This window comes from Flammeovirga sp. OC4 (genome assembly GCF_000812565.1).
Lineage (GTDB): Bacteria > Bacteroidota > Bacteroidia > Cytophagales > Flammeovirgaceae > Flammeovirga.
Window position 1 is genome coordinate 76,254 of sequence record NZ_JTAM01000011.1, and the last position, 22,847, is coordinate 99,100.

The window sequence follows — 22,847 nt, forward strand, 5'->3', positions numbered from 1 at the left end:
AGGCTTTGTCTAAAATTTTAAGTCATATGAAAAACATCACACCCTTTGCTTGCACCTTTACACCACATATTCCAGAATTGCTTCAACAACTGAATTGCAGTATCGGCATCAGTACTTATCAAGCTGGAAAATTGGTATTTATTTCACCAAAAGACAATGAACACTTAGTGCAATTACCCCGAACTTTTCATAAACCTATGGGAATTGCAAAACACCCTTCAGACCAAAATAAGATTGCTTTGGCCTGTAAAGATGAAGTCATTGTCTTTAAAAACAATGCTGAATTAGCTCAATTCTATCTAAAGGCTCCCAACAAATATGACGGCCTGTTTTTGCCAACAATCACTTATAAAACCAACTTCTTGGATATTCATGATTTGGAGTTTGGAAAGGATGGAATTTATGGTGTGAACACCTTGTTTTCTTGTATTATGAAACTTTCTGAAGACTTCAATTTTGAACCTTATTGGAAGCCTTCATTTATCAGTAATTTATCCTCTGAAGATCGTTGTCATCTGAATGGGATGGTCATGAAAGACGGTCAACCAAAATATGCTACATGTTTTAATCAAGGGAATCAAAAACAAAGTTGGAGAAGTGAAATCACAACGGGAGGCGTATTAATAGACATTGAATCCGATCAAATTATTACTGATGGTTTAGCAATGCCACATTCTCCAAGATTGATCAATGACAAAATGTATTGCTTACTTTCTGCTAAGGGAGAACTTGTGGAAATAGACTTGAAAAGTGGGAAAGTCAATACATTATTATCACTCAATGCTTTTGTAAGAGGCATGGATCACATCGGAGATTACTTATTTATAGGCATGTCAAAGCTGAGAGAGAATTCTTCTACTTTCAAACAGTTGATTCCTAATATCAAAAAAAATAGAGCTGGAATAGCAATAATTCACTTACCTACAATGTCCTTTCAAGGTGAAATCATTTATAAATCTTCAGTGGACGAAATCTATGATGTCAAACTTTTCCCTAACCTAAAAAGACCTAATATCCTACACCCTGATAGTCCTGAAAGTAAAATGGCGGTATCTACTCCAAATGCCTCCTATTGGCAGAAAATTACAAACGCTGAATAAAACTTTCCAATTCTACTTCCTCTTCTATATCCATTTTTTTACGGATTCGATGTTTTGTGACACGAATAGAATTGGGTGTGGTATTACGGATATCAGCAATTTCCTTTGTAGAAAGATTTAGTTTGATGAAGGAGCAAATTTCACGTTCCGTTTTCGTTAATGTGGGGCAAATCCCTGCCAAACGATCTTCAAAAACAGTGTTTACTTCATCAATATTCTCTTGCATCAATTGAATTTTCTGTTGACTGGCATTACTTATTTTCAATTCACGAATCACAGTCTTGAGTTCTTTTTTAATATCATCTGACTTCAAAATATCACTCAATGTCTGCACTGCTTTGGTCTGTAGTTTTACTTTGAGCTGATTATTCGCATTCAGCTTTTCTATATCTTTTCTTTTAAACTCTAATTCCAGTTCATGGTTTTTCTCTTGTTCAGCTAAGAGTTCTTGCGCCTGTTCTTCGATTTGTTTTTGCTGTTCTTCTAAGGCTACATTCTGCTGTTTCAAAGCTTTCACATACCTTTTCATATTTCTATTGAAATGAAATACGATCAGAAAAGAGACGATAAAAATGGTAGCAATATTATGATGATAAACAATGTCTTTAAAATAATCAGAATATGACACCATTCCTTCCCAACTTAACCTATATTGCTCTATAAATAGATAGGTAAAAAACACGACCAAAAACATAATGACGGTGTGTTTCTTATTCTCAAAAATAGCCGTTAAAACCACTCCGACTGGGATCAAGAGCAACTCCGAACTCACATCTGGTGTAACGTAAGAAGCTAAACCAATAGACAAGGTCAATACACCCGACAGCAGGTAACCAGAAAGAACATAAAATTGCTTTTTGATAAAGAAAAATATTAACCCTATCACTGAAGCAGTGGCAATTTGAACAGGTATAAAAGTGTAATTTCCTGCAAAAAAGTATAGTGGAATATAAATCAAAGTAGTCACAAAGGCCAGGTGAGTTAGCCTATACAGAATCTTGTGTATACGATGTTTTTCATCTAAGATATCAATCATTTGCCCATAGTAAAAAGTAGAAATAACCTTATAAAGGTGGATGATCTTCTCTATTAATACAATTTTTCCATCAACATTTTAATCTCTAAGAAGTTTTTACAGGAGTAAATCAGCTCGTTATCATTACTTAAATAATACACCAAAACGTAACTTTCATCCACATTTCCCCTTAAAAATCATTTATAACTAATTTTAAACTAGTCTTTTAATTTTTATTTATTAATTTTGCCTCACTTTACACTTTAGGGGTGTTCGTTAAGTCGGACTGAGAAATACCCTTTGAACCTGATGCGGTTAGTACCGACGAAGGGAAAAGTCATTTCTACTCTTGCACGCACTCCGTGCATTCCCTCCTAAGGTTTATTGATTGTATTGATTTTGAGTTGATCATGTTACTCATGGTAACTCCTACATTTCAAATTTTAATGAAGAAATGAATATCACTGTAAACAATAAGTCTGTTTCACTTCCAAGTGCTTACTCTATAGCACAATTATTAGAGCACATGAATATTTCGGTGGCACGTGGCACTGTTGCGGTCGCAATTAATGATGAGATTATTTCGAAAGATCTTTGGGAAAACCATGCGATCACTGAAAATGATCATGTCACGATAGTCGCTCCTGCACAAGGAGGATAATTTGATTGAAGAATAAAACTGAAGAATTAAGAACATTGGTGATCTTTCACTTCTATTCTTTACTGATTTCTCAAAACAAAATTGATTTTTTGGGATTGGTAAATCAGATGTTTTTATGAATTAAGCAGAGGAAACACCCCGATTTTCTTAATTCTTCACTCGAATAAACACTTACGAAAAAATGAAAAAGCAAGACAAAATCCCTAGTCAGGAAGTCATCAGCCGTGAGCCATTCACTGGATCGAAAAAGATCTACGTTGACGGTAAGATTCACAACATCAAAGTAGCGATGCGTGAAATCGAGCAGGCGGATACAAACCACAAATTCCTGAACAAAGTAGAGAAAAACCCACCAATCACAGTTTATGATACATCTGGACCTTTCACTGATCCTGAAATTGAGATCGATGTAAGAAAAGGTTTGAATAAACTTCGTAAGGATTGGATTCTTGACAGAGGTGATGTAGAAGAGCTTCCTAAGTTATCATCTGAGTATGGTATCGAACGTTTAGAGAATTCTGAATTGGATCACTTACGTTTCGAGCACATCAAAAAGCCTTTGAAAGCGAAAAAAGGGCAAAATGTTTCTCAGATGCACTATGCTCGTAAGGGTATCATCACTCCAGAAATGGAATACATTGCTATTCGTGAGAACCAAAGAATTGAAGAGCAAGAAGGTAAATTCGGTACTCAACACCCAGGTAACAGCTTCGGTGCAAACACTCCAGTAGGTAAAATCACTCCTGAGTTTGTTCGTGATGAAGTAGCGGCGGGTCGTGCTGTAATTCCTAACAACATCAACCACCCTGAGTCTGAGCCAATGATTATTGGTCGTAACTTCTTGGTGAAAATCAACGCTAACATTGGTAACTCTGCTGTTACATCTTCTATCGAGGAAGAAGTAGAAAAAACAGTTTGGGCTTGCCGTTGGGGTGCTGATACAATCATGGACCTTTCTACAGGTAAAAACATCCACGAAACACGTGAGTGGGTCATCCGTAACTCTCCAGTGCCAATCGGTACAGTGCCAATTTACCAAGCATTAGAAAAAGTAAATGGTAAAGCAGAGGACTTAACTTGGGAGATTTTCCGTGATACGTTGATCGAACAAGCAGAACAAGGTGTCGATTACTTCACAATCCACGCAGGTGTATTATTACGTTACGTTCCAATGACGGCGAAACGTGTGACTGGTATCGTATCTCGTGGTGGTTCAATCATGGCGAAATGGTGTTTAGCACATCACAAAGAAAACTTCTTATACACTCACTTCGAAGAGATTTGTGAAATTATGAAAGCATACGACGTAGCCTTCTCATTAGGTGATGGTCTTCGTCCTGGTTCAATTGCTGATGCAAACGATGAGCCTCAGCTTTCAGAATTGAAAACATTAGGTGAGTTGACTAAGATTGCATGGAAGCACGACGTACAGACAATCATTGAAGGTCCTGGTCACGTTCCAATGCACATGATCAAAGAAAACATGGATGCTCAGTTGCAAGACTGCTACGAAGCTCCTTTCTATACATTAGGTCCATTGACTACGGATATCGCTCCAGGTTATGACCACATTACTTCTGCAATTGGTGCCGCTCAAATCGGATGGTACGGTACAGCAATGCTTTGCTACGTAACACCAAAAGAGCACTTAGGTTTACCAAACAAAGCAGACGTAAAAGAAGGTGTAATCACTTATAAAATTGCAGCACACGCAGCTGACTTGGCAAAAGGTCACCCAGGTGCTCAATACCGTGATAACGCGATGTCAAAAGCTCGTTTTGAATTCCGTTGGGAAGATCAATTCAATTTGTCACTTGATCCAGATACTGCTCGTGAATATCATGATGAAACACTTCCTGCTGAAGGTGCAAAAGTTGCTCACTTCTGCTCGATGTGTGGACCAAACTTCTGTTCGATGAAGATTACGCAAGATGTTCGTGATTTTGCAGCGAAGCAAGAGAAAGAAGAAGGCTTGAAGCAGAAGTCTGAAGAGTTTAAAGAATTAGGAGGAGAAATCTATCACTAGAATGTGGTGTAGGGGTAGACCTATGTGTCTACCCGACAGACCTACATGTCTAGCCGAAAATGAAGAAGAAGTATGGAGGAAGAAAGAGAGATCATTAAGAAGGAAGAGTTAAGAGAAGCTGAGGTGCGTGAAAACGACAATCGCCTCTTACCTCATACCTCATACCTCACACCTCCTACTATTGGCATAACAAAAGAAAGCTTTTACGACGCTGAAGTTGATCAGATTATTTGTTGGCTGAACAATGGCATTGACATTATTCACCTTCGAAAACCTAATGTGACTGAAGAGGAAATCAAAAACTTACTGGAAGTTATCCCTACTCATTTTCACTCTAGAATAACTTTACACCAACATTATACTCTTTCTGAAAAGTATAATGTTGGTGGAATTCACTTTAAAGAATCTCAGCGAAAAGAGTTGAATACAGAATCGTTAAAAGTTTGGAAAAAGAAAGGATTACGATTGAGTTCTTCTGTACATCAGATGGACGAGATTCCAGAAATCCCAACACTTTTCAATTACTTGTTTCTGAGCCCCGTATTTGATAGCACTTCAAAAATTGGGTACAATTCCAACAAAGAGATTCTGAAAAGGATGAAAAAGGAACGTTTTCCACATCATCAAATCATTGCATTAGGAGGTATCACTCCTAAAACTCTTTCAGAGTTAGATGGGTCTTCATTTACAGGAGTAGCAATTTTGGGATATTTATGGAATGCTTCTTCAGAAGAAATCAAAAATAAAGCCTTCGAATTACAATCGTCATGGAAAACACTCGACCTAATGCCTTAATACTTGCGGGATTCGATCCCTCAGCCGGAGCTGGCGTATTGTCAGATGTCAAAACTTTTGAAGCACATGATGTTCATGGTTTCGGAATTTGTACAGCACTGACGTATCAGACCGGAGATGAATTTATAGGAATGAACTGGGTAAGTGCTGATGTGATTACTGCACAGCTTTTACCGATCATAGAACGCTATCCTATTCATGTATTAAAAATCGGCATCATTGAGAATTTCAAATTGATGAGGCATTGGATTGATCTGATCAAAGGGTTTTATCCGATGTGTAAAGTAGTACTTGATCCCGTATTGAGTGCAAGTGCAGGTTTTGATTTCCACGATGAGACAACCATTCGTCAACTGGATAAAGTTTTGAAGAAAGTAGACTTGATCACTCCCAACTGGAAAGAGATGCAACAGCTTTCTGACAACGATCCGCTTGAAGAAGCCATTAAAATCAGTCAGTCTACGCATGTACTTTTAAAAGGAGGGCATCATCCTACAGAAAAAGGAACGGACTCCCTGATTTATAAAGGTAAGATCACAAAAATTGAAGGCAGACCGATGGAGGTTTTCGAAAAACATGGTTCAGGTTGCGTCTTGGCATCGTCCATCAGCAGTTACCTCGCCCATGGAAAATCAATTGAAGAAGCCTGCCGTTTAGGTAAAATTTATATCGAAGATTACTTAGCAAGTGACCCAAGTAAATTTGGACAACATCATTTCATAACAATATCATGATACACAAACTGCATTACATTTCGACTGAAAAAAAAGACAAAAACCACCTTCAGCATATTCAAGAAGCGTGCGAAGCAGGTTGTCGATGGATTCAACTTAGAGCCAAAGATATCAGCACTGAAGATTACATTGCTTTAGCTAAAAAAGCCAAAGTAATTACTAATCTTCATAATGCCATCCTTCTTATCAATGACCGACCAGACGTAGCTAAAGCAGTAAATGCGGATGGCGTACATGTGGGCAAAGAAGATATTTCTCCAGCAGAAGCAAGAGAAATTCTAGGAGAAGGAAAAGTTGTTGGAGGCACAGCCAATACCATCGAAGACATTCAGCGTTTGTATGACTATGGTGTAGATTATATTGGATTAGGACCATTTCGTTTTACACAAACAAAAAAGAAACTGAGTCCGATCTTAGGTTTGGAAGGCTATCAATCGCTTTTAGACGAATGTAAAGAAAGAGGTATTGATACACCAATTATTGCAATTGGTGGTATTGAAGTGACAGATGTGGAAAATATATTGAAAACAGGTGTTCACGGTATCGCTGTTTCAGGAGTCATTGCCAATGCAATCAACCCTGCCGGCGTAGTTACTGTAATGAATGATATTTTGAATAGAACTTCAACTCCTGTTTTATAAGTAGTTAAAGATTTTAATTGTTCAACTGCTTAATTATTATAGAATTAAAAAATTATCCTCATGGATCAATTAAAAATAGCTGATAAAACTTTCAATTCACGCCTTTTCACAGGTACAGGAAAGTTTATGTCAAATGATCTGATGGAGAAATCTTTGATTGCTTCAGGATCAGAATTAGTCACTGTTGCTCTAAAAAGAGTAGACGTTGACAATCCTGATGATGATGTATTAAAGCACCTTCAACACGATCAGTTCAACTTATTACCAAATACTTCTGGCGCTAGAACGGCTAAAGAAGCTGTATTTGCAGCACAATTGGCAAGAGAAGCACTAGGAACCAACTGGGTAAAATTAGAGATTCACCCTGACCCCAAGTATTTAATGCCTGATCCGATTGAAACACTTCAAGCGGCAGAAGAATTAAAGAAATTAGGTTTTGTGGTATTGCCTTACATTCACGCAGATCCAGTTTTATGTAAAAGATTGGAGGAAGTAGGATGTGACGCAGTAATGCCTTTAGGTGCTCCAATTGGAAGTAACAAAGGACTGAAAACATTGGATTTCTTAGAAATCATCATTGAACAAAGTAACGTTCCTGTTGTTGTTGATGCAGGTATCGGTGCTCCTTCTCATGCAGCACATGCCATGGAATTAGGAGCTGATGCAGTTTTAGTTAACACTGCCATTGCTGTTGCCGGAGATCCTGTTGCAATGGGTAAAGCATTCGGTCAAGCAGTAGAAGCAGGTAGAGCGGCACACTTAGCTCAAGTTGCTCAACCAAGAGTAACTGCTGAAGCAAGTTCGCCATTAACAGGATTTTTGAACCAACTTTAATGTTGAGGTAAGAGGTAAGAAGTAAGAGGTAAGAGGTGGAGATCAGATTTCTCTTTCCTTTTCCCTGTTTCTCTTCCCTGTTCCCTCTTCCATGACTTATGTATCAAGATTTATTTTATCAACATAATTGGGATGAAGTAAAGGCAAGTATCTACGCCAAAACCGCTCATGATGTGGAGCGTGCTTTGGGAAAAGAGAAAAGAAATTTAGAAGATTTCAAAGCCTTAATTTCGCCTGCGGCTGCTCCTTATTTAGAGCAGATGGCACAATTAAGTCATCAGTTGACAAAGAAGAGATTTGGCAACACGATTCAGATGTACACGCCAATGTACCTTTCGAATGAATGTCAAAACATCTGTACGTATTGTGGTTTTTCTTTAGACAATAAAGTAAGAAGAAGAACGCTTTCGGACGAAGAAATCATTCGCGAAGCGGAAGCTATCCGAGCAATGGGTTTTGAGCACATTCTTTTGGTAACTGGCGAAGCTAACAGAACGGTGGGTGTCAAGTACATTAAGAATGCCATCAAACTGATGAAACCTTATTTTTCTCATATTTCAATGGAGGTACAGCCAATGGACCAAGATGAATATGAAGAGTTGATTGAGGCTGGTTTGAATACGGTTTTGGTATACCAAGAGACTTACCATAAGGATGATTACAAAAAGCATCACCCGAAAGGAAAGAAATCGAACTTTGATTACAGAGTAGATACGCCTGACCGTTTGGGTAAAGCAGGTATTCACAAAATTGGTGTAGGTGTATTGATTGGTTTAGAAGACTGGAGAACAGACTCATTCTTTACCGCTTTGCATTTAGACTACCTTGAGCGTACCTATTGGCAAACCAAATACTCAATTTCATTCCCTAGATTAAGACCTTTCTCAGGAGGTTTGGAACCTAAAGTGGAAATGAATGATAGAGAATTGGTACAGTTGATTTGTGCTTACCGTTTGTTCGATGAAGAAGTAGAACTTTCTTTATCTACAAGAGAACACCCTATCTTCAGAGACAATATCATCAAATTAGGTATTACTTCTGCTTCAGCAGGATCGAAGACAAACCCTGGTGGATATGTAGTGGAGCCTGAATCATTGGAGCAATTTGAAATCTCAGACGAGAGATCTGCTGAGGAGTTTGCAGAGATGGTGAAAAGCCAAGGTTATGAAGTTGTTTGGAAGGATTGGGATTTAGCACTTCAGTAGAAACGTTCTGACTAACGTACACAATTTTCACAGAAATCAGGAGATTTCTGATGATCATTAGGCACGGATGACGTTATCACTTAACATCCGCGCCAGTGGTTCTGCTTCTCTACCTAGCGCAAATGTTAAGCGACAGCGTCATTTGTGCTTGAAAGATCATAAGAAGTCTCTGACTTCTAGGTCAAATAATACACATGTTAGCTAAAAATGTGAATATCAAAGAGGTTTGATATATAAGGGATAGCCTGCTACGTTTAATACTATAGGAAAATCCCCAAAAATAAAGATTTAAGAACATAATTATGTTGACGAAAGAAGAATACAAACGATACGACAGACATATCAGATTAAAGGAGATTGGAGCTGAAGGACAGGAAAAGTTGAAAAATGCTTCTGTCTTGGTGATTGGTGCAGGTGGATTAGGATGTCCGGTATTACAATATCTTGCGGCAGCAGGAATAGGACATTTGATTATTGTTGATCATGATGTCGTTTCCGTTTCTAATCTTCAACGTCAAGTACTTTTCTCCACTTCTGATATTGGCAAACCCAAAGCAGAAGTGATCAAAGACCGCCTCATTGCAATGAACCCTGACTGCAATGTGGAGGTGATTTTAGAGCAGTTTTCAAAAGAAAATGCTTTAGCTATCATCAAAAAAGCAGATGTGGTAGTAGATGGAACAGATAATTTTTCATCGAGATACCTTATCAATGATGCTTGTGTGATAGAAGACAAACCCTTGGTTTCTGCCTCTATTCAGAGTTTTGATGGACAACTTTCGGTATTCAATTACAAAGGCGGTCCTACTTACCGCTGTATTTTCCCTAATCCTCCATCTCAAGAAGAAGCTCCAAACTGTAATGAAATTGGAGTAGTCGGTTCGATGGTGGGTATTATGGGAACAATGCAAGCCACAGAAGTAATAAAGTTGATCACAGGAGCAGGAAATGTATTAAGTGGACAACTTTTGTTGGTAAGTGGCTTAGATATGCAATTTCAGACGTTGAAGTTTAAGAAAAATCCAAAAGTTGCCAACATATCAACATTAGGTGATTATAATTTTGATTTTTGTGCGATTCCAGATGATGAAATTGAGATTAGTTATGAACAAGTCGAAGAGATACTCACCGACAATCTTGATAACTCGGTATTAATTGATGTCCGCGAAGAATACGAAAGAGATATTGATGATATTGGCGGAATCAATATTCCTTTAGCTGAATTGGAAGAAAGGATAGATGAAATTCCGGAGGTGGATCATATCATTTTCTATTGTCAATCGGGTAAAAGAAGCAGAAAAGCGATTGAGGTGTATCAAACTACACTGAATAATACTGCCCAACTTTTTAGTTTAAAAGGTGGGATGGAATTGCTCTAAAAAGCACTTTTTTGTGCACCTAATATTAACAATAACATCAGTCAAAATAATATTTTCTGTTTAACGAAGATTAACCTTCCTTAGCTATTAAAAATTTTTATCTTTGCGAAGTGAAAGAAAATCTAGTAATAACACCGACTTATAACGAGATTGAAAACGTAGAATTGATCATACGTGCTGTAATGAATCTCGAAACTTCATTTGACATGCTGATTGTGGACGATGGATCACCCGATGGTACAGGTCAAAAAGTCAAAGAGCTAATCAAAGAATTTCCTAATCGTCTTTTTCTAGAAGAAAGAACGGAAAAAAATGGATTGGGAACGGCGTATATACATGGTTTCAAATGGGCATTAGAGAGAGATTATCAATTTATCTATGAAATGGATGCCGATTTTTCTCATAATCCAAATGATCTTGAAAAGCTGTATAAAGCATGCAAAGAAGATGGTTTTGATATGTCTATTGGTTCTAGATACAAATCAGGTGTCAATGTAGTCAATTGGCCAATGGGTAGAGTATTGATGTCATATTTTGCCAGTAAATACGTTCAGTTTGTCACTGGCCTTCCCATCAACGATACTACGGCCGGCTTCAAATGTTATACTAATAAAGTGTTAAATACTATCCTTACAAAGGACACAATTCACTTTGTAGGATATGCTTTCCAAATTGAAATGAAGTTTAAAACGTGGATGTACGGTTACAAGATTAAAGAGGTACCCATTGTATTTACAGATAGAACAAGAGGTACTTCAAAAATGAGTACAAGCATTTTCAAAGAAGCATTTTTTGGTGTAATCACACTAAAAATCAGAAGCTACTTCAGAAAGTTTCAAGCATAAATTAGAATCATTGTATACCTTTTGAAAGGTTATTACATATAGAAAACTCCCACTAAAATAAATGTATTTCGGTGGGAGTTTTTATTTGTCTAGAAAGACTCGATATTATTTATTCTTAAACTTGCCAATACCCAAAAACTTATAGATTTGAGCTTTGTATTTTCTCACGTGTTTGTCAAATTTATATTGAATAGCCAATCGTTGTTTCTCTTCTGGATTCATAGTACGTCTATGCCACCCTATATGATCAACAATCTGATAATCAGTCAATAAAGAAGTGAATCCTAATTTTGAGTAAGCAGCAGAAATTGTCTGTTCGATAGGTCTTTCATAAGAAGAGTAAGGAGCCACTTTTTTATAGTTTTCCAATTTTATCAGACTTGGAGAGAAAGATAACGGCTCTGCTTCGATGTGATAGTAACTCTTATTTTCAATCGTCACTTTTTTATTTTCATCGATAAGGCGCTCAACCTCTTCCTTATTTCTTAACCAAAGTGACAAATATTGAGGATGATCCACTAAAACTTTGACAGACTTCTCTATAAATCCTTTTTCCAAAAAGATCCAATCGTCTTCCATATGGAAAACATAATCACTTTTTACCGTAGCGTAAGCCTTATCAATGCTATTGAGCTGACCTAGTCGCTTACCATTACAGATATATCTAAAGTAAGAGGGTTTATCTTCTAGTAATTTTTGAAGTTCCTTTTCTTTATTAGAGTCCTCAATAATGATGAATTCATCGATGGGATAAGTATTCATTTCAAGGAAACTATCTAAAGTCTCACTTAATAAATCCAGGCGTTCGCAACTTGTTAAAACAACGCTGACGGATACTTTTTCTTTATTACTCATAATATTTCTGTATTCCGTTCTCACAAAATGCTAACTTATTGTCAATGGCACTTTGCAACAACTCATCATTAACACCTAAATTTCCTCTTGATCTTTCTTCATGATAGATATGATAAGCAACAGCTCCAAATCTGAAATTAATCCTCTTAATTCCTGAATTCAACATTCTTACTACAAACTCACTGTCTTCTCTACCCCAACCTTTAAAGTCTTCATTAAAGCCATTGATACGGTCGATATCTTCTTTCCAAAAGCCCATATTACACCCTTTAGTACCAATATCTGTTTTCTTTCTTTTAGAGAATAGTGAGGATAAAAGAGGGCTATTAATAGCATTAAGGTGGTTTTTGATGCCTTTGCTAAAGAAGGACATGGAAGATTTATTTTCTTTTTTCAACGTTTCACTCGCCTCTTCACTGATCATTACTCTACTCCCTTGGTAATAGCGACCTTTCTTGACCTTAAGGATATAACTTTTAATAAAGTCTTTGCCAAGAATCATATCACCATCCACCATGATGATAAAATCTTTTGATGCTTTTGCAATGGCTTTATTTCTAATTTCAGCTAATCTAAAACCACTGTCTTCATGCCATACATGATGTATATTGAGTCTATCTCTGAAAGAATCGATCAGTTCTTTGGTCTCAGAAGTAGAACCGTCATCAGCAATGATCACTTCATCAGGAAGGACAGTTTGTGAGGCCACACTTTGAAGTACTAAATCTAACTCTTGTGTCTTATTATAAGTAGTGATGACTAAAGAGTTAGACACACTTTTATTTCTTTCAAACAGCTTAAAATATTTATAGAAAACGCCCATTGTATTGGACATTGAAATCAAAATACCTCTCCAACCATATAGAAAACCTCTCTTCAAGAAGTAATTATCCAAGAAAGAAACAAAGGTTTTGAATACAATCATCCATGGACCACTATTCTTTCTTCTATAATGTTGGTCTGCATAGAGATCTGAATAGTATTGAAGTTTTTGCAATAATTCAGAAGCATTATCAAATGCATCATGCAAAAGTTTACCTTTCAGGTTGACTACTTTTACGTTTTCTAGATTAATAGACTCATGTACCTGTACATCGTGATAACGGGTCGCAGTTCTATTAAATAGTCTTATGATTTTGTCATTATTCCAGTTACAGCCATTGACAATTTTACCTTTATAAGCATTTAGTCTATGAACTTTTCCTACTTGATTGTCTTGCAATTTCAGGTTCGAAAGTTCATCGATGAGCTGTTCTGTAGGATATTCATCACTGTCTATGGATAAAACCCAATCGTTTTTAGCATGTGATGCTGCTAAGTTTTTCAAAGGGCCAAAACCAATAAATTCAGAATGATGAATTTTTACATTGTCAAATTGTGCTGCTATCTCTAAAGTTTGATCCGTAGAGCCATTGTCAAGCAAAATAATTTCTTCAAATGCATCAAGACTTTTCAGACACTTTTCTATCGTCGGCTCTGCATTTTTTACAATGATAGCAACAGTAATATTTTTAATTTTCTTATCTGTCATACCCTTGCAGTTCTTGAAGCTTTCTATATTCTCCTCCTTCTTTAGCAATCAACTCCTTGTGCGTTCCTTCTTCTACAATCTTACCTTTATTGATCACCACAATTTTATCCGCTTCCATAATGGTACTCAATCTATGAGCAATCACTAAAGAAGTACGTCCTTTCATCAGGTGCTGAATGGCATCTTGTACCAACTTTTCAGATTCTGTATCTAAAGCAGAAGTTGCTTCATCCAAAATCAAAATATCTGGATTACTAACTACAGCTCTTGCAATACTCAATCGTTGTCTCTGACCACCTGAAAGACGAGATCCTCTATCACCAATGACCGTTTGATAACCATCTTCCAATGCCATGATAAAGTCATGTGCATTCGCAATTTTTGCCGCTTTGATAACATCTTCCTCAGTGATAGCATCCATACCAAAAGCAATATTGCTATACACCGTATCATTGAAAAGTATAGACTCTTGCGTCACTACTCCCATATGTGAACGGAGTGAGGATAATGTATAATCTTTGATATTTAAGCCATCAATCTTTACAGCTCCTTTTTGAACATCATAAAAACGTGGAATGAAGTCGGCAATAGTCGATTTCCCTCCACCTGAGCCACCTACGAGGGCTACTGTTTGTCCTTTTTCAATACTAAAGTTGATACCATGAATTACTTCTTTGTCTCCATAAGAAAAACGTACATCTTCTAACTCAATGTTTTTCTCAAATGACTTCAACTCTTTAGCATTTTCTTTATTTACAATCTCAGGTTTTGTATCAATCAATTCAAAAATTCTCTCTGTAGCCGCTACACCTCTTTGAATACGGCTAATATTACCCGTCAAACTTTTTACTGGGTTCAGCACTTGAGTGAAAATACCTAAATAGGCTAAAAATTGACTGGCAGAAAGCGTAGGATCTTCTCCTAAAACTAACACACCACCATAATACAACAATACGCCAATAAAGAATACCCCTAAAACTTCTGATGTTGGTGACGCTAATTCAATACGTCTTACCACTTTGAAGAAAGTATTGACATAATCATCATTGTGTTTCTTAAAAGCTTTGTTGACATAAGGTTCTGCATTGAATCCTTTGACAACACGCATCCCTACAATAGATTCATCTAAAACACCTAATAACTCACCATTTTTCTCTTGTAATGAATGTGTTTTCTTTCTTAAAGATTTAGAAATCAATGCAATCATTCCGCCTGAAATTGGTAAAATCAGGAATACGAATAAAGTCATCTGGTAAGACAACATTATCAATGAAACGAAGAATATGATTAGGGCTACAGGATCTTTGATAAACGTAATCACAGAAGCCAAAGAGTTTTCGGTTTCTGTCATATCCGTTGTAGACCTTGCTATAATATCTGATTTTTTCTTATCTGTTAAGTAGCCAATATCCAGTGTCAATACTTTTTTAAACACTGATGTTCTTAGATGAGAAATTGTATTTACTCTAAAGTTTTCAGCGATCATTTTTTCTACATATCGCATGATGTTCGTTAGTAACGATGCACCTACAGTCACTAAACAGATCATCATCAAAGCATATAGCTTTCCGTTTTTATTCATCAACAAGCCAAATTCTTGATAAAAATAATCTTTCAAGAATTCTATTGAGCCATCAAAGTTTTTTAGCTCTAATAATACACCGCTTACTTTGAAGGATTCTTCACTTGTAAACAACATATCAAGTAAAGGAATTGCTAAACCAAAATTTGCTAAACTAAAAACACTTACTAAAACAGTCACAAAAAAATAGGGAATTAAAAAACCGGAAAGGCTCCCTGCATATGTCAGCAATCGCTTGTACGTTTTCATGTATTTTTATTACAATCTTTTTCAATAATAATTTCACACAAATGTAATGATTGTATTTCTATTAGTAAGTTAATTTTTGGGAGAATAGGAGGTGAAATGCCTGTTTCTTATATTTAAGTACTAAATCAAAATTATTTTGAGCTAATTCTCATTATTGTTGTGCGATGACTACCTTCAAAAACTTGTGACAACATTGTTATCAAGGTTTTTGTATTGTGATTACACCCACAAATAATAATGCTTAATTGTAGTCAAATTCCTTTTGCTTTAGTTTCAAATGCAATTAATACAATAAAGATGAAAGAAAGAGTAGCACTCATTATTGGTAGTACAGGACTTATCGGAAGCCATACCTTACAAAACTTAATTCAAAATGATAGTTTCACACAAGTAATTTCAATATCGAGAAAGCCACTTAAGGTCAATCACAAAAAACTCAAAGAAATCATAATTGACTTTGACAAACTTGATACTGTTGAACTTAATACTCCAATTGATGCCGCTTTTTGCTGTTTAGGAACTACTATGAAAAAAGCAGGTAGTAAGGATGCTTTTTATAAGGTAGATTTCACGTATTGTATTAATTTTGGGAAATTAGCGTTGCAAAATGGTGTAAAAAGTTTTCAAATTATTTCTTCGATGGGAGCTAACGCAGACTCTTTATTTTACTACAATCAGGTGAAAGGAAAAATGGAAAATGAATTGGCAAACATGAATTTTCCTACACTAAATATCCTTCAACCTTCGTTGTTATTAGGAGAAAGATCAGAAACTAGAGTTGGTGAAGACTTTGGCAAAATAATGAATCAAGTATTCTCTCCTTTTATCCCTAAAAAATATAAAGGTATAGAAGGTCGTAAGGTGGCTAATTTTATGATGCAAAAGGCTATGGATACAACACTGAGTGGAGTCAATAGATTCACCTCAGATCAAATGCAATAACTCTCATTTCAACTTCGCTATAATCTACGCTTCATTTTATAATATCTATTACTATCTGACAAATATGTACCCCAAGATTAAAGCTATTGGGTTAGGCATTTTTTTCTACGTATTGTGTTTTTTTCAACTCAACATACACTGCCTGGCTCAACACCACAAAGGGCTTGCACCTTCTACTGATAAACATTGGGCTTTATCTTTTCAAACAGGTGTCAGCAATTACTTTGGTGATCTTACAAAAAGTGCTTCTCCCACTGCCATTGACCCTAGCCTTTCGGGGATCTATATAAGCGGTGCCTATGAGAAGAGATTTTCCCACCGTTTCATTTTGAGAGGTGAAATCTCATGGTCCAGAATCAATGGTGATGATGCTCAAACTGCCGATATTGGCACTTTTGAATACAATAGAAATCTACATTTTAGAAACGATATTTTTCAACTTTCTGCTCTCGCACAAATTGACATTTTTCCTCACTTTGGGCATTATACGGAAAGAAAAAGAATCACTCCATATGTGCTGACCGGATTGACAGCATTCTTGCATAACCCCAAAGGCAAAACGACCAACTACTTTGGCAGTACATGGGTCGATTTGGCTCCTTTAGGAACAGAAGGGCAAGGTGGTGAAATTTATAAACCAAAATACAATCAAGCAGGATTAGCAATTCCATTAGGGATTGGTGTTAATGTTAAAGTTACTGACCGTATCGATGTAGGAATTGAGTGGGTCAGCAAATATACTTTTACGGATTATCTAGATGATGTAAGTTTACATTATGTTGGCGATGCTCATTTTGGAGACAATAAACTTGGTGCTGCAATGGCCGACCGTTCTCAGGAAAGTGTTGCCGTTTTGACTGGTGAACAACGACAAGTACCTGATGAAAAATTCGGACCTGGGCAGAAACGAAGTAGCAATAATAGCAATGATGGATTTTCAAATTTTTCAGTACGTGTTCGCTATATTCTATCAAAAAATAGACCTCCTAAATCGTTATCCTGGTTACATAAAAATAATGAGTTTTATAAACCGACATTGCATGCAGAAAAATTAGAACGTAGTACTCATGAGCCTTCTGAATTTATGAAGTATAAGGACAGATATACGATTCAGAATTTAGCCATCAATACAGCTGGATCTGAAAGGTCTCCTTATTTTTACCAAGATGGTTTGATCTATACTACTGACAGAAACGACAGGAAGCATTTCAATAAACATTATAGAAAATCCTACTATAATTTTTACTTTGCTCCATTGCATGACCTTTACCGAAACGAACAAACAAGGCCAATTGCAATTGATAGTAGTGCCTTCCATCATCATCATCATCATTCTGCTTTTCAAATCGATGATCACCATATGATTGCTACGCTGTATGAAGCTGATGTTCCGCACTTAGAAGTCGCTCAACATAAACTCTTTTTAATTGATGTATTAGGCGAAAATATTTGGTCTAATATCAGAGAACTACCTTTTAACAACGAGCATTATTCTATCTCTGAACCTTCTTTCTCAAGAGATGGCAATACGTTATATTTTGTCTCGGATATGGAAGGTGGCTACGGAGGCACTGATATTTATGTAAGTTATAAATACAACGGCCAATGGACCTATCCTATCAACCTAGGGGAAGTAGTCAACACTCCAGGTGATGAGGTTTCTCCTTACATTCATCCAGATGGCACTTTGTATTTTGCCTCTGATGGGCATGATGGAATGGGCGGTCTTGACCTTTATGAAGCATACACCAAAAAAGGAATTATATTCGCTGTTGCCAATTTAGGTGCACCTATCAACTCTACACATGACGATTATGGATTGATCTTGAACTCCGTAAAAAGGACAGGTTATTTTACTTCCAATCGCTTAGGAGGTAAAGGTGGTAATGATATTTACCAATTAAATGTCAATGGTATTAACCTCTCAAGAATGTTGACAGACGAGCATGAAAACTTGTTTACCATTGAAGCCATGAAACTAAAAGGAAAAGTGGTTTCAAAAGATACAAAAGTCGCTTTACCTCGTATTCTTGTCAGTTTAAAAAATCTAGAAACCAATGCCTTGATAACAAAGAGAACTGATGATAATGGAAATTATGATTTTGATATTTCTAATGAATCCAATTATGAAATTTTCCCTTCTGCTTTTGGCTACAAAAGAATGAAACCTACCAAAATCTCAACAGTTGGGGTGTTTGGAAAGGATATTATAGAAAAAACATTAGTCATTGAACCTCTCGCTCAGAAAGTGAAATTGTACGGTCAAGTTACCAATAAGACCACTGGTGAACTTCTAAAAAACATTGAACTTGTTTTTATCTCTCCTAATGAGGATGAAAATATTTATGTGAAATCAGATAATGAGGGGAATTACACAATGGAAATTGATAAGGATAAAAAGTATTATTTCTTTGTGGAAGAAAAAGGGTTCTTGGAAAAGAACTATCAGATTCCAGATCTATCAAAATATAGAACCGTTACTTCTATGAAGTATAACATTAGGCTAGAACCAAAGGAATAATCATAGATCTTTAGAGCATAAAAAAGAGGGAAGAAATGGTCACTTAACAAACCACTTCTTCCCTCTTGTTTTATATTTTTTCACTAATAATTTAATACCAAATTATCAATATCTAGTTTACTACCTACGGCACCTGTAAAAGTATCACCTAAAGCACTTGATGAGAAAACTATTAAGATATGAGTTGGAACATCATTAGGGTCAGCAAAATCGACTTCCTCTTCACCTGGATTTTGATTTAGTCCCATAAACGCTGGTGACCCTGCCGGAAGCTCACCGTAATGCATCTCTAAAGTAAGCGTTGTCCAATCAGAAACAGTATCACCGCTTCTATGCCAAGCTGTTCCCAATCTATACCGCTGTCCATCTACCCTTTTTTGGAGAATAATGTAGATATCACATTGATCATTTCCAGTTGAAGGATTGCGATTTTCATAATAATCGGTTCCTGGATTATATCTATAATCAACATTGACAGAAGAAGGTCTTCCACCAAATGTGATTCCGAATTTTGTATTACTTCTCGGGTTAGCAGCGTCAGGAGGAAGATCATCTGTAAAGTAACCTGCAAATAAGGAACCTGCCGCTATATTGTAGATAGGTACACTAATACTTTCCAACTGAGCATATTTTCCTCCATCTCTATCTTGAGGAGTAGTATTACCACCATCAACAAATGAAGCAACAGCACCTCTATTGGCAGTATCCCAAATTCTTGACGTTAACTCGTCTGATTGAGGTGTTGGTGTACTGTAAGTATATTTATTGAAGAGCCAAGTTATTTCCGTTTCATACCAAGAATCAAAATTACTATTCTCTATTTGAACTTCAGCTGTTTGACGGAAAGCTTTCACTTTCCAATTTACCTTAGTACCGTCTTCTGCAGTCACTACATAAATCACGGTGTCTGAAAAGTTTGCTATTTCCCCAACCATAGGGTCAACAGTCGCTAAAGAAGAAATATTAATATTTGTCGTTTTAAGGCTATCAAGGTTGATAACTTCATTAACGGGTACTAATATTACTCTATTCGCTGAGTCTATTTGAGACGTTCCTGATTGTCCCTCTACTTCAAATGCCGTAATTTCAGCCTTTGGTGATAATCCAAAATAATCCCAATCAATGCATGAGGAAAGAGAAAATGCTAAGGCACTAATTATTAATAATCGTAATATTTTCATCATTCAATGTTTAGAAATAGTAGGCTACAGCCAGTTTAATTTGTAATAAGTTCACTCTAAAATTGAGATCAAAATCAGTTCTTTGAGACTCCTCTGTATAATTTGTTACTGCTTTTTTATGTTCCATCTCTAAACCTAAAAGCCCCACAGAAGCTTCAAAAGCGAACCCGTCCGCAATAAAAGCCGCAAGACCTGGCTGAATACCAATTCCTAGCAATACTTTATCAGTCATAGTTTTATCAAGCTCACCATCTGATTCTGTTTGTCTCATGGTTCTTGACGCTCCTACTTGTAGTGAGGTTTGATTGAAAATACTAAAACGTCTTGAACTTGAGAGGGGAATATAGTTTCTGATGAAAGGGGCAAAAAAGTAACCGTGTGAAATAGACTTCAATTGTGTTCTCACACTGTTAGAAGTGTAAATCTCATTTTTATTTTGGCTTGAATAAGAAAACTCCATCCCTACCATAAAGAAGTCTTTAATAAAGTATCCACCTTGAACACCTACTTCAAATTCACCATTATCTTGTTTATGCAGCTGTCTTATAAATTGATCTTCATTTTCAGCACTACTTGATGACAATTGTACAGTCAAAGAAGTATACCATTGTCCTTTAGATTCGTTGTGGTTAAAATCCATATCTCTTGGATCTGGATCTTCTTTTATATCACTTTGTGCATAAATAGATTGAATACTCATCAATAATATGAGTGCAGTTAATATGTGTTTCATAAATTAGAAATAGATAAGAGTTATTAGAGCATGTCTAAAATCTAAATTTTAAGAAGTGAAGAGTTTTATCTTTTTGGATAATAAGGAGATTAATTTCAGATCAAATAATGGACTTATGTTGGTGAAATAAATATACACCTTACAAAAGATAAGTCTTCACCGACAGAGAGCTTTATAAAGTGCAAGCATAGCACTGTAGTTTTTATAAACGGTTTGCTACTTTAATATAATCAAAATTGAAGTATTTGTAAACAAAGCCGAGTTATTGTTTCTTCTTTATTCTTGGTTCAGTATAAATAGGCCAGAAAGGTATTCTGTAAAGCAATCTATACTGAAAATTTATCCTTGAGCGGTCGTCTTTATTATGATACCACCCTGGTATATGGGCTTTTGTAATTGCCGTTGCAGGAAAGTCTTTTTTGATAACATAGGCGAAACCGAAATCAGCAGTTAGGTTTTTGATCAATACTACTTTTATACTTACAGTGATTTCATACCAATCCACATTCACATTTTTCTCTGTTAAATGTTTTAGCGTAGCACCTTCATCCCAATACCCATTGCCTGAGCTATAATAATCTGCAGATTGATCAAAAGTGGAATTCGCATATTTAAAACCAAATGATAATGCGTTATCAATCGATGACCTCTTCATTACGTTGTACTCAACACCAAATCGGTAAAATGACCCGTTACTTCTATACCTAAAAAAATCAGCATCTGGATTTTCAACTGTTCGATCCATTCTTCCATATTCTCCAGTGATAAAGAAGTCATTTCTGATCATCAAATCAGCATATAAAGTATAAGCACTCATATTAGATTCTGCCATGGACTGTACAAGTGGTCGCATATCAGTACCCAATCGCATTCCAGACAACACTAAAAATTGAGAGCCTTTGGGTTCTCCATTCTTATTCAACGGCCAAGGCTCCTTTATGATGCCTGTAGTATCTTGGGCATATTCAGAAGAATCCGACGCAACCTCTCCTGCTTCATTTTGAGCATAAAGCGTTAAAGTACCTCCTAGAAGGCATAGCGTAATGGTTAATATTTTAGATAAATAACTTAACATTAGGAATGTTTGGGTTAGTATTTACTGTTGTTCTATCTATTTGCATCTTCTTAAAGTGAGGGCCAGCTGGATAATTAAATTCCTTACCTGTAGTGCCTGCACTGTCTAAAAGTACATCACCTACACCGTCAAAAAAGATACAACCTGTTTCGTCATCACTGATTGTAGTAGCAGTATTAAAAACTACTTTCAGTTCTTGATCTGTATTCACACCTTCGCCACTTTGTCTTCTAAAAACAAAGGTTGTACTATCACTTCCTTCTAAAGGAAGGTAGATTGTACTAAAACGATCCGAACCATCGTAGATAGGATCTTCAAATTCTTTTCCTTTTACAAAAATCGATGAAAAAACTTCTTCTCTTGGGTTACCTGTTACAAGGTCAAAATAAGTCACTATTAGGTTTTTACTTGCTGATTTATCTTCTGAATTACAAACATCTATCACAAATCGGATATTCTCTGTAATCGTATCAGCAATAACTGTTGGCCAGGCAATGGTCACCGAATCAAACAATGCTCCGAACTCTCCAACGTAAGTGTCTTGACCTACACCTCCTTCAGTGGGAGAGACTTTCAAGTTTGTGATTTGCTCATAAGCACCACAATCAGGTCCATTCACCTCAACAGATGTTTCATAACTTATATAAGTTGTATCTGCCATACCTGGCATTACAAACGAAAATCCAGTTTCTCTCGCTGTCACTTTCAATGGCAATAAATATTTACCATTTCCCATTTTTGTGATTTCAGAACCACCTATTCCATTTACAAACTCAAAATCTTGATCAAGGACTGTTGAGTAATCATTTTTATCATAAAAAGCTCCAACTGCATAAGATGATGGATTGGAATAAGCATCGCAATCTCTACAAGATGGGGTGGCTAAAAAAATTGATAGAGGTATTAAAGACCATAACCCTCTTTTGATTAATTTCATCAAGTT

The 22,847-nt window shown here is 36.3% G+C and carries 20 protein-coding genes and 1 riboswitch; of the genes, 12 read left to right on the forward strand and 8 right to left on the reverse strand.

The window, feature by feature from the left end:
* Positions 1-26 precede the first annotated feature (26 nt).
* Positions 27-1,100 (forward strand): TIGR03032 family protein, encoded by a 1,074-nt coding sequence (locus PL77_RS10320; RefSeq protein ID WP_044204533.1) that lies wholly within the window; start codon positions 27-29, stop codon positions 1,098-1,100.
* On the opposite strand, the gene PL77_RS10325 is transcribed toward PL77_RS10320, so the two are convergent.
* Positions 1,084-2,136: a LuxR C-terminal-related transcriptional regulator gene (locus PL77_RS10325; RefSeq protein WP_044204536.1), complete on the reverse strand. Its 1,053-nt coding sequence runs from the start codon at positions 2,134-2,136 to the stop codon at positions 1,084-1,086. The two genes, PL77_RS10320 and PL77_RS10325, sit on opposite strands and share 17 nt — an antisense overlap.
* A gap of 234 nt (positions 2,137-2,370) precedes the next feature.
* A riboswitch (TPP riboswitch) is annotated at positions 2,371-2,465 on the forward strand.
* Between the two features lie 104 nt (positions 2,466-2,569).
* Between PL77_RS10325 and thiS the strand changes: the two genes are divergently transcribed.
* From thiS to PL77_RS10370, 9 genes are all read left to right on the forward strand, one after another.
* A complete protein-coding gene (gene thiS, locus PL77_RS10330) occupies positions 2,570-2,776 on the forward strand; it encodes a sulfur carrier protein ThiS (protein ID WP_044204537.1) in 207 nt (68 codons plus the stop codon).
* Positions 2,777-2,957: 181 nt separating this feature from the next.
* Entirely contained in the window at positions 2,958-4,802 is a 1,845-nt protein-coding gene (gene thiC / locus PL77_RS10335) for a phosphomethylpyrimidine synthase ThiC (protein WP_044204538.1), read from the forward strand.
* Between the two features lie 72 nt (positions 4,803-4,874).
* Entirely contained in the window at positions 4,875-5,597 is a 723-nt protein-coding gene (locus tag PL77_RS10340; protein WP_044204539.1) for a thiamine phosphate synthase, read from the forward strand.
* Complete coding sequence (locus PL77_RS10345; protein ID WP_044204540.1) at positions 5,570-6,331, forward strand: hydroxymethylpyrimidine/phosphomethylpyrimidine kinase; 762 nt, start codon at positions 5,570-5,572, stop codon at positions 6,329-6,331. The genes PL77_RS10340 and PL77_RS10345 overlap by 28 nt, the downstream gene beginning before the upstream one ends.
* Complete coding sequence (locus PL77_RS10350; RefSeq protein WP_044204542.1) at positions 6,328-6,972, forward strand: thiamine phosphate synthase; 645 nt, start codon at positions 6,328-6,330, stop codon at positions 6,970-6,972. The genes PL77_RS10345 and PL77_RS10350 overlap by 4 nt, the downstream gene beginning before the upstream one ends.
* A 60-nt stretch (positions 6,973-7,032) precedes the next feature.
* Positions 7,033-7,806: a thiazole synthase gene (locus PL77_RS10355; RefSeq protein WP_044204544.1), complete on the forward strand. Its 774-nt coding sequence runs from the start codon at positions 7,033-7,035 to the stop codon at positions 7,804-7,806.
* Positions 7,807-7,904: 98 nt separating this feature from the next.
* On the forward strand, positions 7,905-9,011 hold the full coding sequence (thiH, locus tag PL77_RS10360) for a 2-iminoacetate synthase ThiH (protein ID WP_044204546.1): 1,107 nt from the start codon (positions 7,905-7,907) through the stop codon (positions 9,009-9,011).
* Between the two features lie 302 nt (positions 9,012-9,313).
* Positions 9,314-10,390, forward strand: a complete 1,077-nt coding sequence (gene moeB / locus PL77_RS10365; RefSeq protein WP_044204547.1) for a HesA/MoeB/ThiF family protein — start codon at positions 9,314-9,316, stop codon at positions 10,388-10,390.
* Between the two features lie 110 nt (positions 10,391-10,500).
* Positions 10,501-11,235, forward strand: coding sequence for a polyprenol monophosphomannose synthase (locus PL77_RS10370; RefSeq protein WP_044204549.1), 735 nt, complete (start codon positions 10,501-10,503; stop codon positions 11,233-11,235).
* Positions 11,236-11,340: 105 nt separating this feature from the next.
* On the opposite strand, the gene PL77_RS10375 is transcribed toward PL77_RS10370, so the two are convergent.
* From PL77_RS10375 to PL77_RS10385, 3 genes are read right to left on the reverse strand one after another with little or no spacing between them, the layout of a single operon-like run.
* Positions 11,341-12,090: a glycosyltransferase family 2 protein gene (locus PL77_RS10375; RefSeq protein ID WP_052444302.1), complete on the reverse strand. Its 750-nt coding sequence runs from the start codon at positions 12,088-12,090 to the stop codon at positions 11,341-11,343.
* A complete protein-coding gene (locus PL77_RS10380) occupies positions 12,083-13,621 on the reverse strand; it encodes a glycosyltransferase (protein WP_044204551.1) in 1,539 nt (512 codons plus the stop codon). Before PL77_RS10380 ends, PL77_RS10375 begins: the two co-directional genes overlap by 8 nt.
* Positions 13,611-15,452 carry an ABC transporter ATP-binding protein gene (locus PL77_RS10385; protein ID WP_044204553.1) on the reverse strand — a complete coding sequence of 614 codons (1,842 nt, stop codon included), beginning with the start codon at positions 15,450-15,452 and terminating at the stop codon, positions 13,611-13,613. The genes PL77_RS10380 and PL77_RS10385 overlap by 11 nt, the downstream gene beginning before the upstream one ends.
* A gap of 297 nt (positions 15,453-15,749) precedes the next feature.
* Here PL77_RS10385 and PL77_RS10390 point away from each other — a divergent pair, with 297 nt between their 5' ends.
* The gene (locus tag PL77_RS10390; RefSeq protein ID WP_044204675.1) at positions 15,750-16,394 is read left to right on the forward strand and encodes an NAD(P)H-binding protein; all 645 of its coding nucleotides are present in this window, start codon (positions 15,750-15,752) and stop codon (positions 16,392-16,394) included.
* 64 nt (positions 16,395-16,458) lie between these two features.
* Positions 16,459-18,915 (forward strand): DUF6089 family protein, encoded by a 2,457-nt coding sequence (locus PL77_RS10395; protein WP_044204555.1) that lies wholly within the window; start codon positions 16,459-16,461, stop codon positions 18,913-18,915.
* Between the two features lie 83 nt (positions 18,916-18,998).
* Here the strand turns inward: PL77_RS10395 and PL77_RS10400 are convergent, their stop codons facing one another.
* From PL77_RS10400 to PL77_RS10415, 4 genes are all read right to left on the reverse strand, one after another.
* On the reverse strand, positions 18,999-20,099 hold the full coding sequence (locus PL77_RS10400; RefSeq protein WP_044204557.1) for a PCMD domain-containing protein: 1,101 nt from the start codon (positions 20,097-20,099) through the stop codon (positions 18,999-19,001).
* Between the two features lie 7 nt (positions 20,100-20,106).
* Positions 20,107-20,829: an outer membrane beta-barrel protein gene (locus PL77_RS30410; protein WP_052444303.1), complete on the reverse strand. Its 723-nt coding sequence runs from the start codon at positions 20,827-20,829 to the stop codon at positions 20,107-20,109.
* A 262-nt stretch (positions 20,830-21,091) separates the two neighbouring features.
* Complete coding sequence (locus tag PL77_RS10410) at positions 21,092-21,904, reverse strand: DUF6048 family protein (RefSeq protein WP_044204559.1); 813 nt, start codon at positions 21,902-21,904, stop codon at positions 21,092-21,094.
* Entirely contained in the window at positions 21,885-22,841 is a 957-nt protein-coding gene (locus PL77_RS10415) for a hypothetical protein (protein WP_156152315.1), read from the reverse strand. Before PL77_RS10415 ends, PL77_RS10410 begins: the two co-directional genes overlap by 20 nt.
* Positions 22,842-22,847: the final 6 nt, after the last annotated feature.

What these genes read in the sequence shown, in the direction of transcription:
- PL77_RS10320 (WP_044204533.1), top strand. Translation starts at nt 27, where the DNA reads ATGAAAAACATCACACCCTTTGCTTGCACCTTTACACCACATATTCCA.
- PL77_RS10325 (WP_044204536.1), bottom strand. Translation starts at nt 2,136, where the DNA reads ATGATTGATATCTTAGATGAAAAACATCGTATACACAAGATTCTGTAT.
- thiS (WP_044204537.1), top strand. Translation starts at nt 2,570, where the DNA reads ATGAATATCACTGTAAACAATAAGTCTGTTTCACTTCCAAGTGCTTAC.
- thiC (WP_044204538.1), top strand. Translation starts at nt 2,958, where the DNA reads ATGAAAAAGCAAGACAAAATCCCTAGTCAGGAAGTCATCAGCCGTGAG.
- PL77_RS10340 (WP_044204539.1), top strand. Translation starts at nt 4,875, where the DNA reads ATGGAGGAAGAAAGAGAGATCATTAAGAAGGAAGAGTTAAGAGAAGCT.
- PL77_RS10345 (WP_044204540.1), top strand. Translation starts at nt 5,570, where the DNA reads ATGGAAAACACTCGACCTAATGCCTTAATACTTGCGGGATTCGATCCC.
- PL77_RS10350 (WP_044204542.1), top strand. Translation starts at nt 6,328, where the DNA reads ATGATACACAAACTGCATTACATTTCGACTGAAAAAAAAGACAAAAAC.
- PL77_RS10355 (WP_044204544.1), top strand. Translation starts at nt 7,033, where the DNA reads ATGGATCAATTAAAAATAGCTGATAAAACTTTCAATTCACGCCTTTTC.
- thiH (WP_044204546.1), top strand. Translation starts at nt 7,905, where the DNA reads ATGTATCAAGATTTATTTTATCAACATAATTGGGATGAAGTAAAGGCA.
- moeB (WP_044204547.1), top strand. Translation starts at nt 9,314, where the DNA reads ATGTTGACGAAAGAAGAATACAAACGATACGACAGACATATCAGATTA.
- PL77_RS10375 (WP_052444302.1), bottom strand. Translation starts at nt 12,090, where the DNA reads ATGAGTAATAAAGAAAAAGTATCCGTCAGCGTTGTTTTAACAAGTTGC.
- PL77_RS10380 (WP_044204551.1), bottom strand. Translation starts at nt 13,621, where the DNA reads ATGACAGATAAGAAAATTAAAAATATTACTGTTGCTATCATTGTAAAA.
- PL77_RS10385 (WP_044204553.1), bottom strand. Translation starts at nt 15,452, where the DNA reads ATGAAAACGTACAAGCGATTGCTGACATATGCAGGGAGCCTTTCCGGT.
- PL77_RS10390 (WP_044204675.1), top strand. Translation starts at nt 15,750, where the DNA reads ATGAAAGAAAGAGTAGCACTCATTATTGGTAGTACAGGACTTATCGGA.
- PL77_RS10395 (WP_044204555.1), top strand. Translation starts at nt 16,459, where the DNA reads ATGTACCCCAAGATTAAAGCTATTGGGTTAGGCATTTTTTTCTACGTA.
- PL77_RS10400 (WP_044204557.1), bottom strand. Translation starts at nt 20,099, where the DNA reads ATGATGAAAATATTACGATTATTAATAATTAGTGCCTTAGCATTTTCT.
- PL77_RS30410 (WP_052444303.1), bottom strand. Translation starts at nt 20,829, where the DNA reads ATGAAACACATATTAACTGCACTCATATTATTGATGAGTATTCAATCT.
- PL77_RS10410 (WP_044204559.1), bottom strand. Translation starts at nt 21,904, where the DNA reads ATGTTAAGTTATTTATCTAAAATATTAACCATTACGCTATGCCTTCTA.
- PL77_RS10415 (WP_156152315.1), bottom strand. Translation starts at nt 22,841, where the DNA reads ATGAAATTAATCAAAAGAGGGTTATGGTCTTTAATACCTCTATCAATT.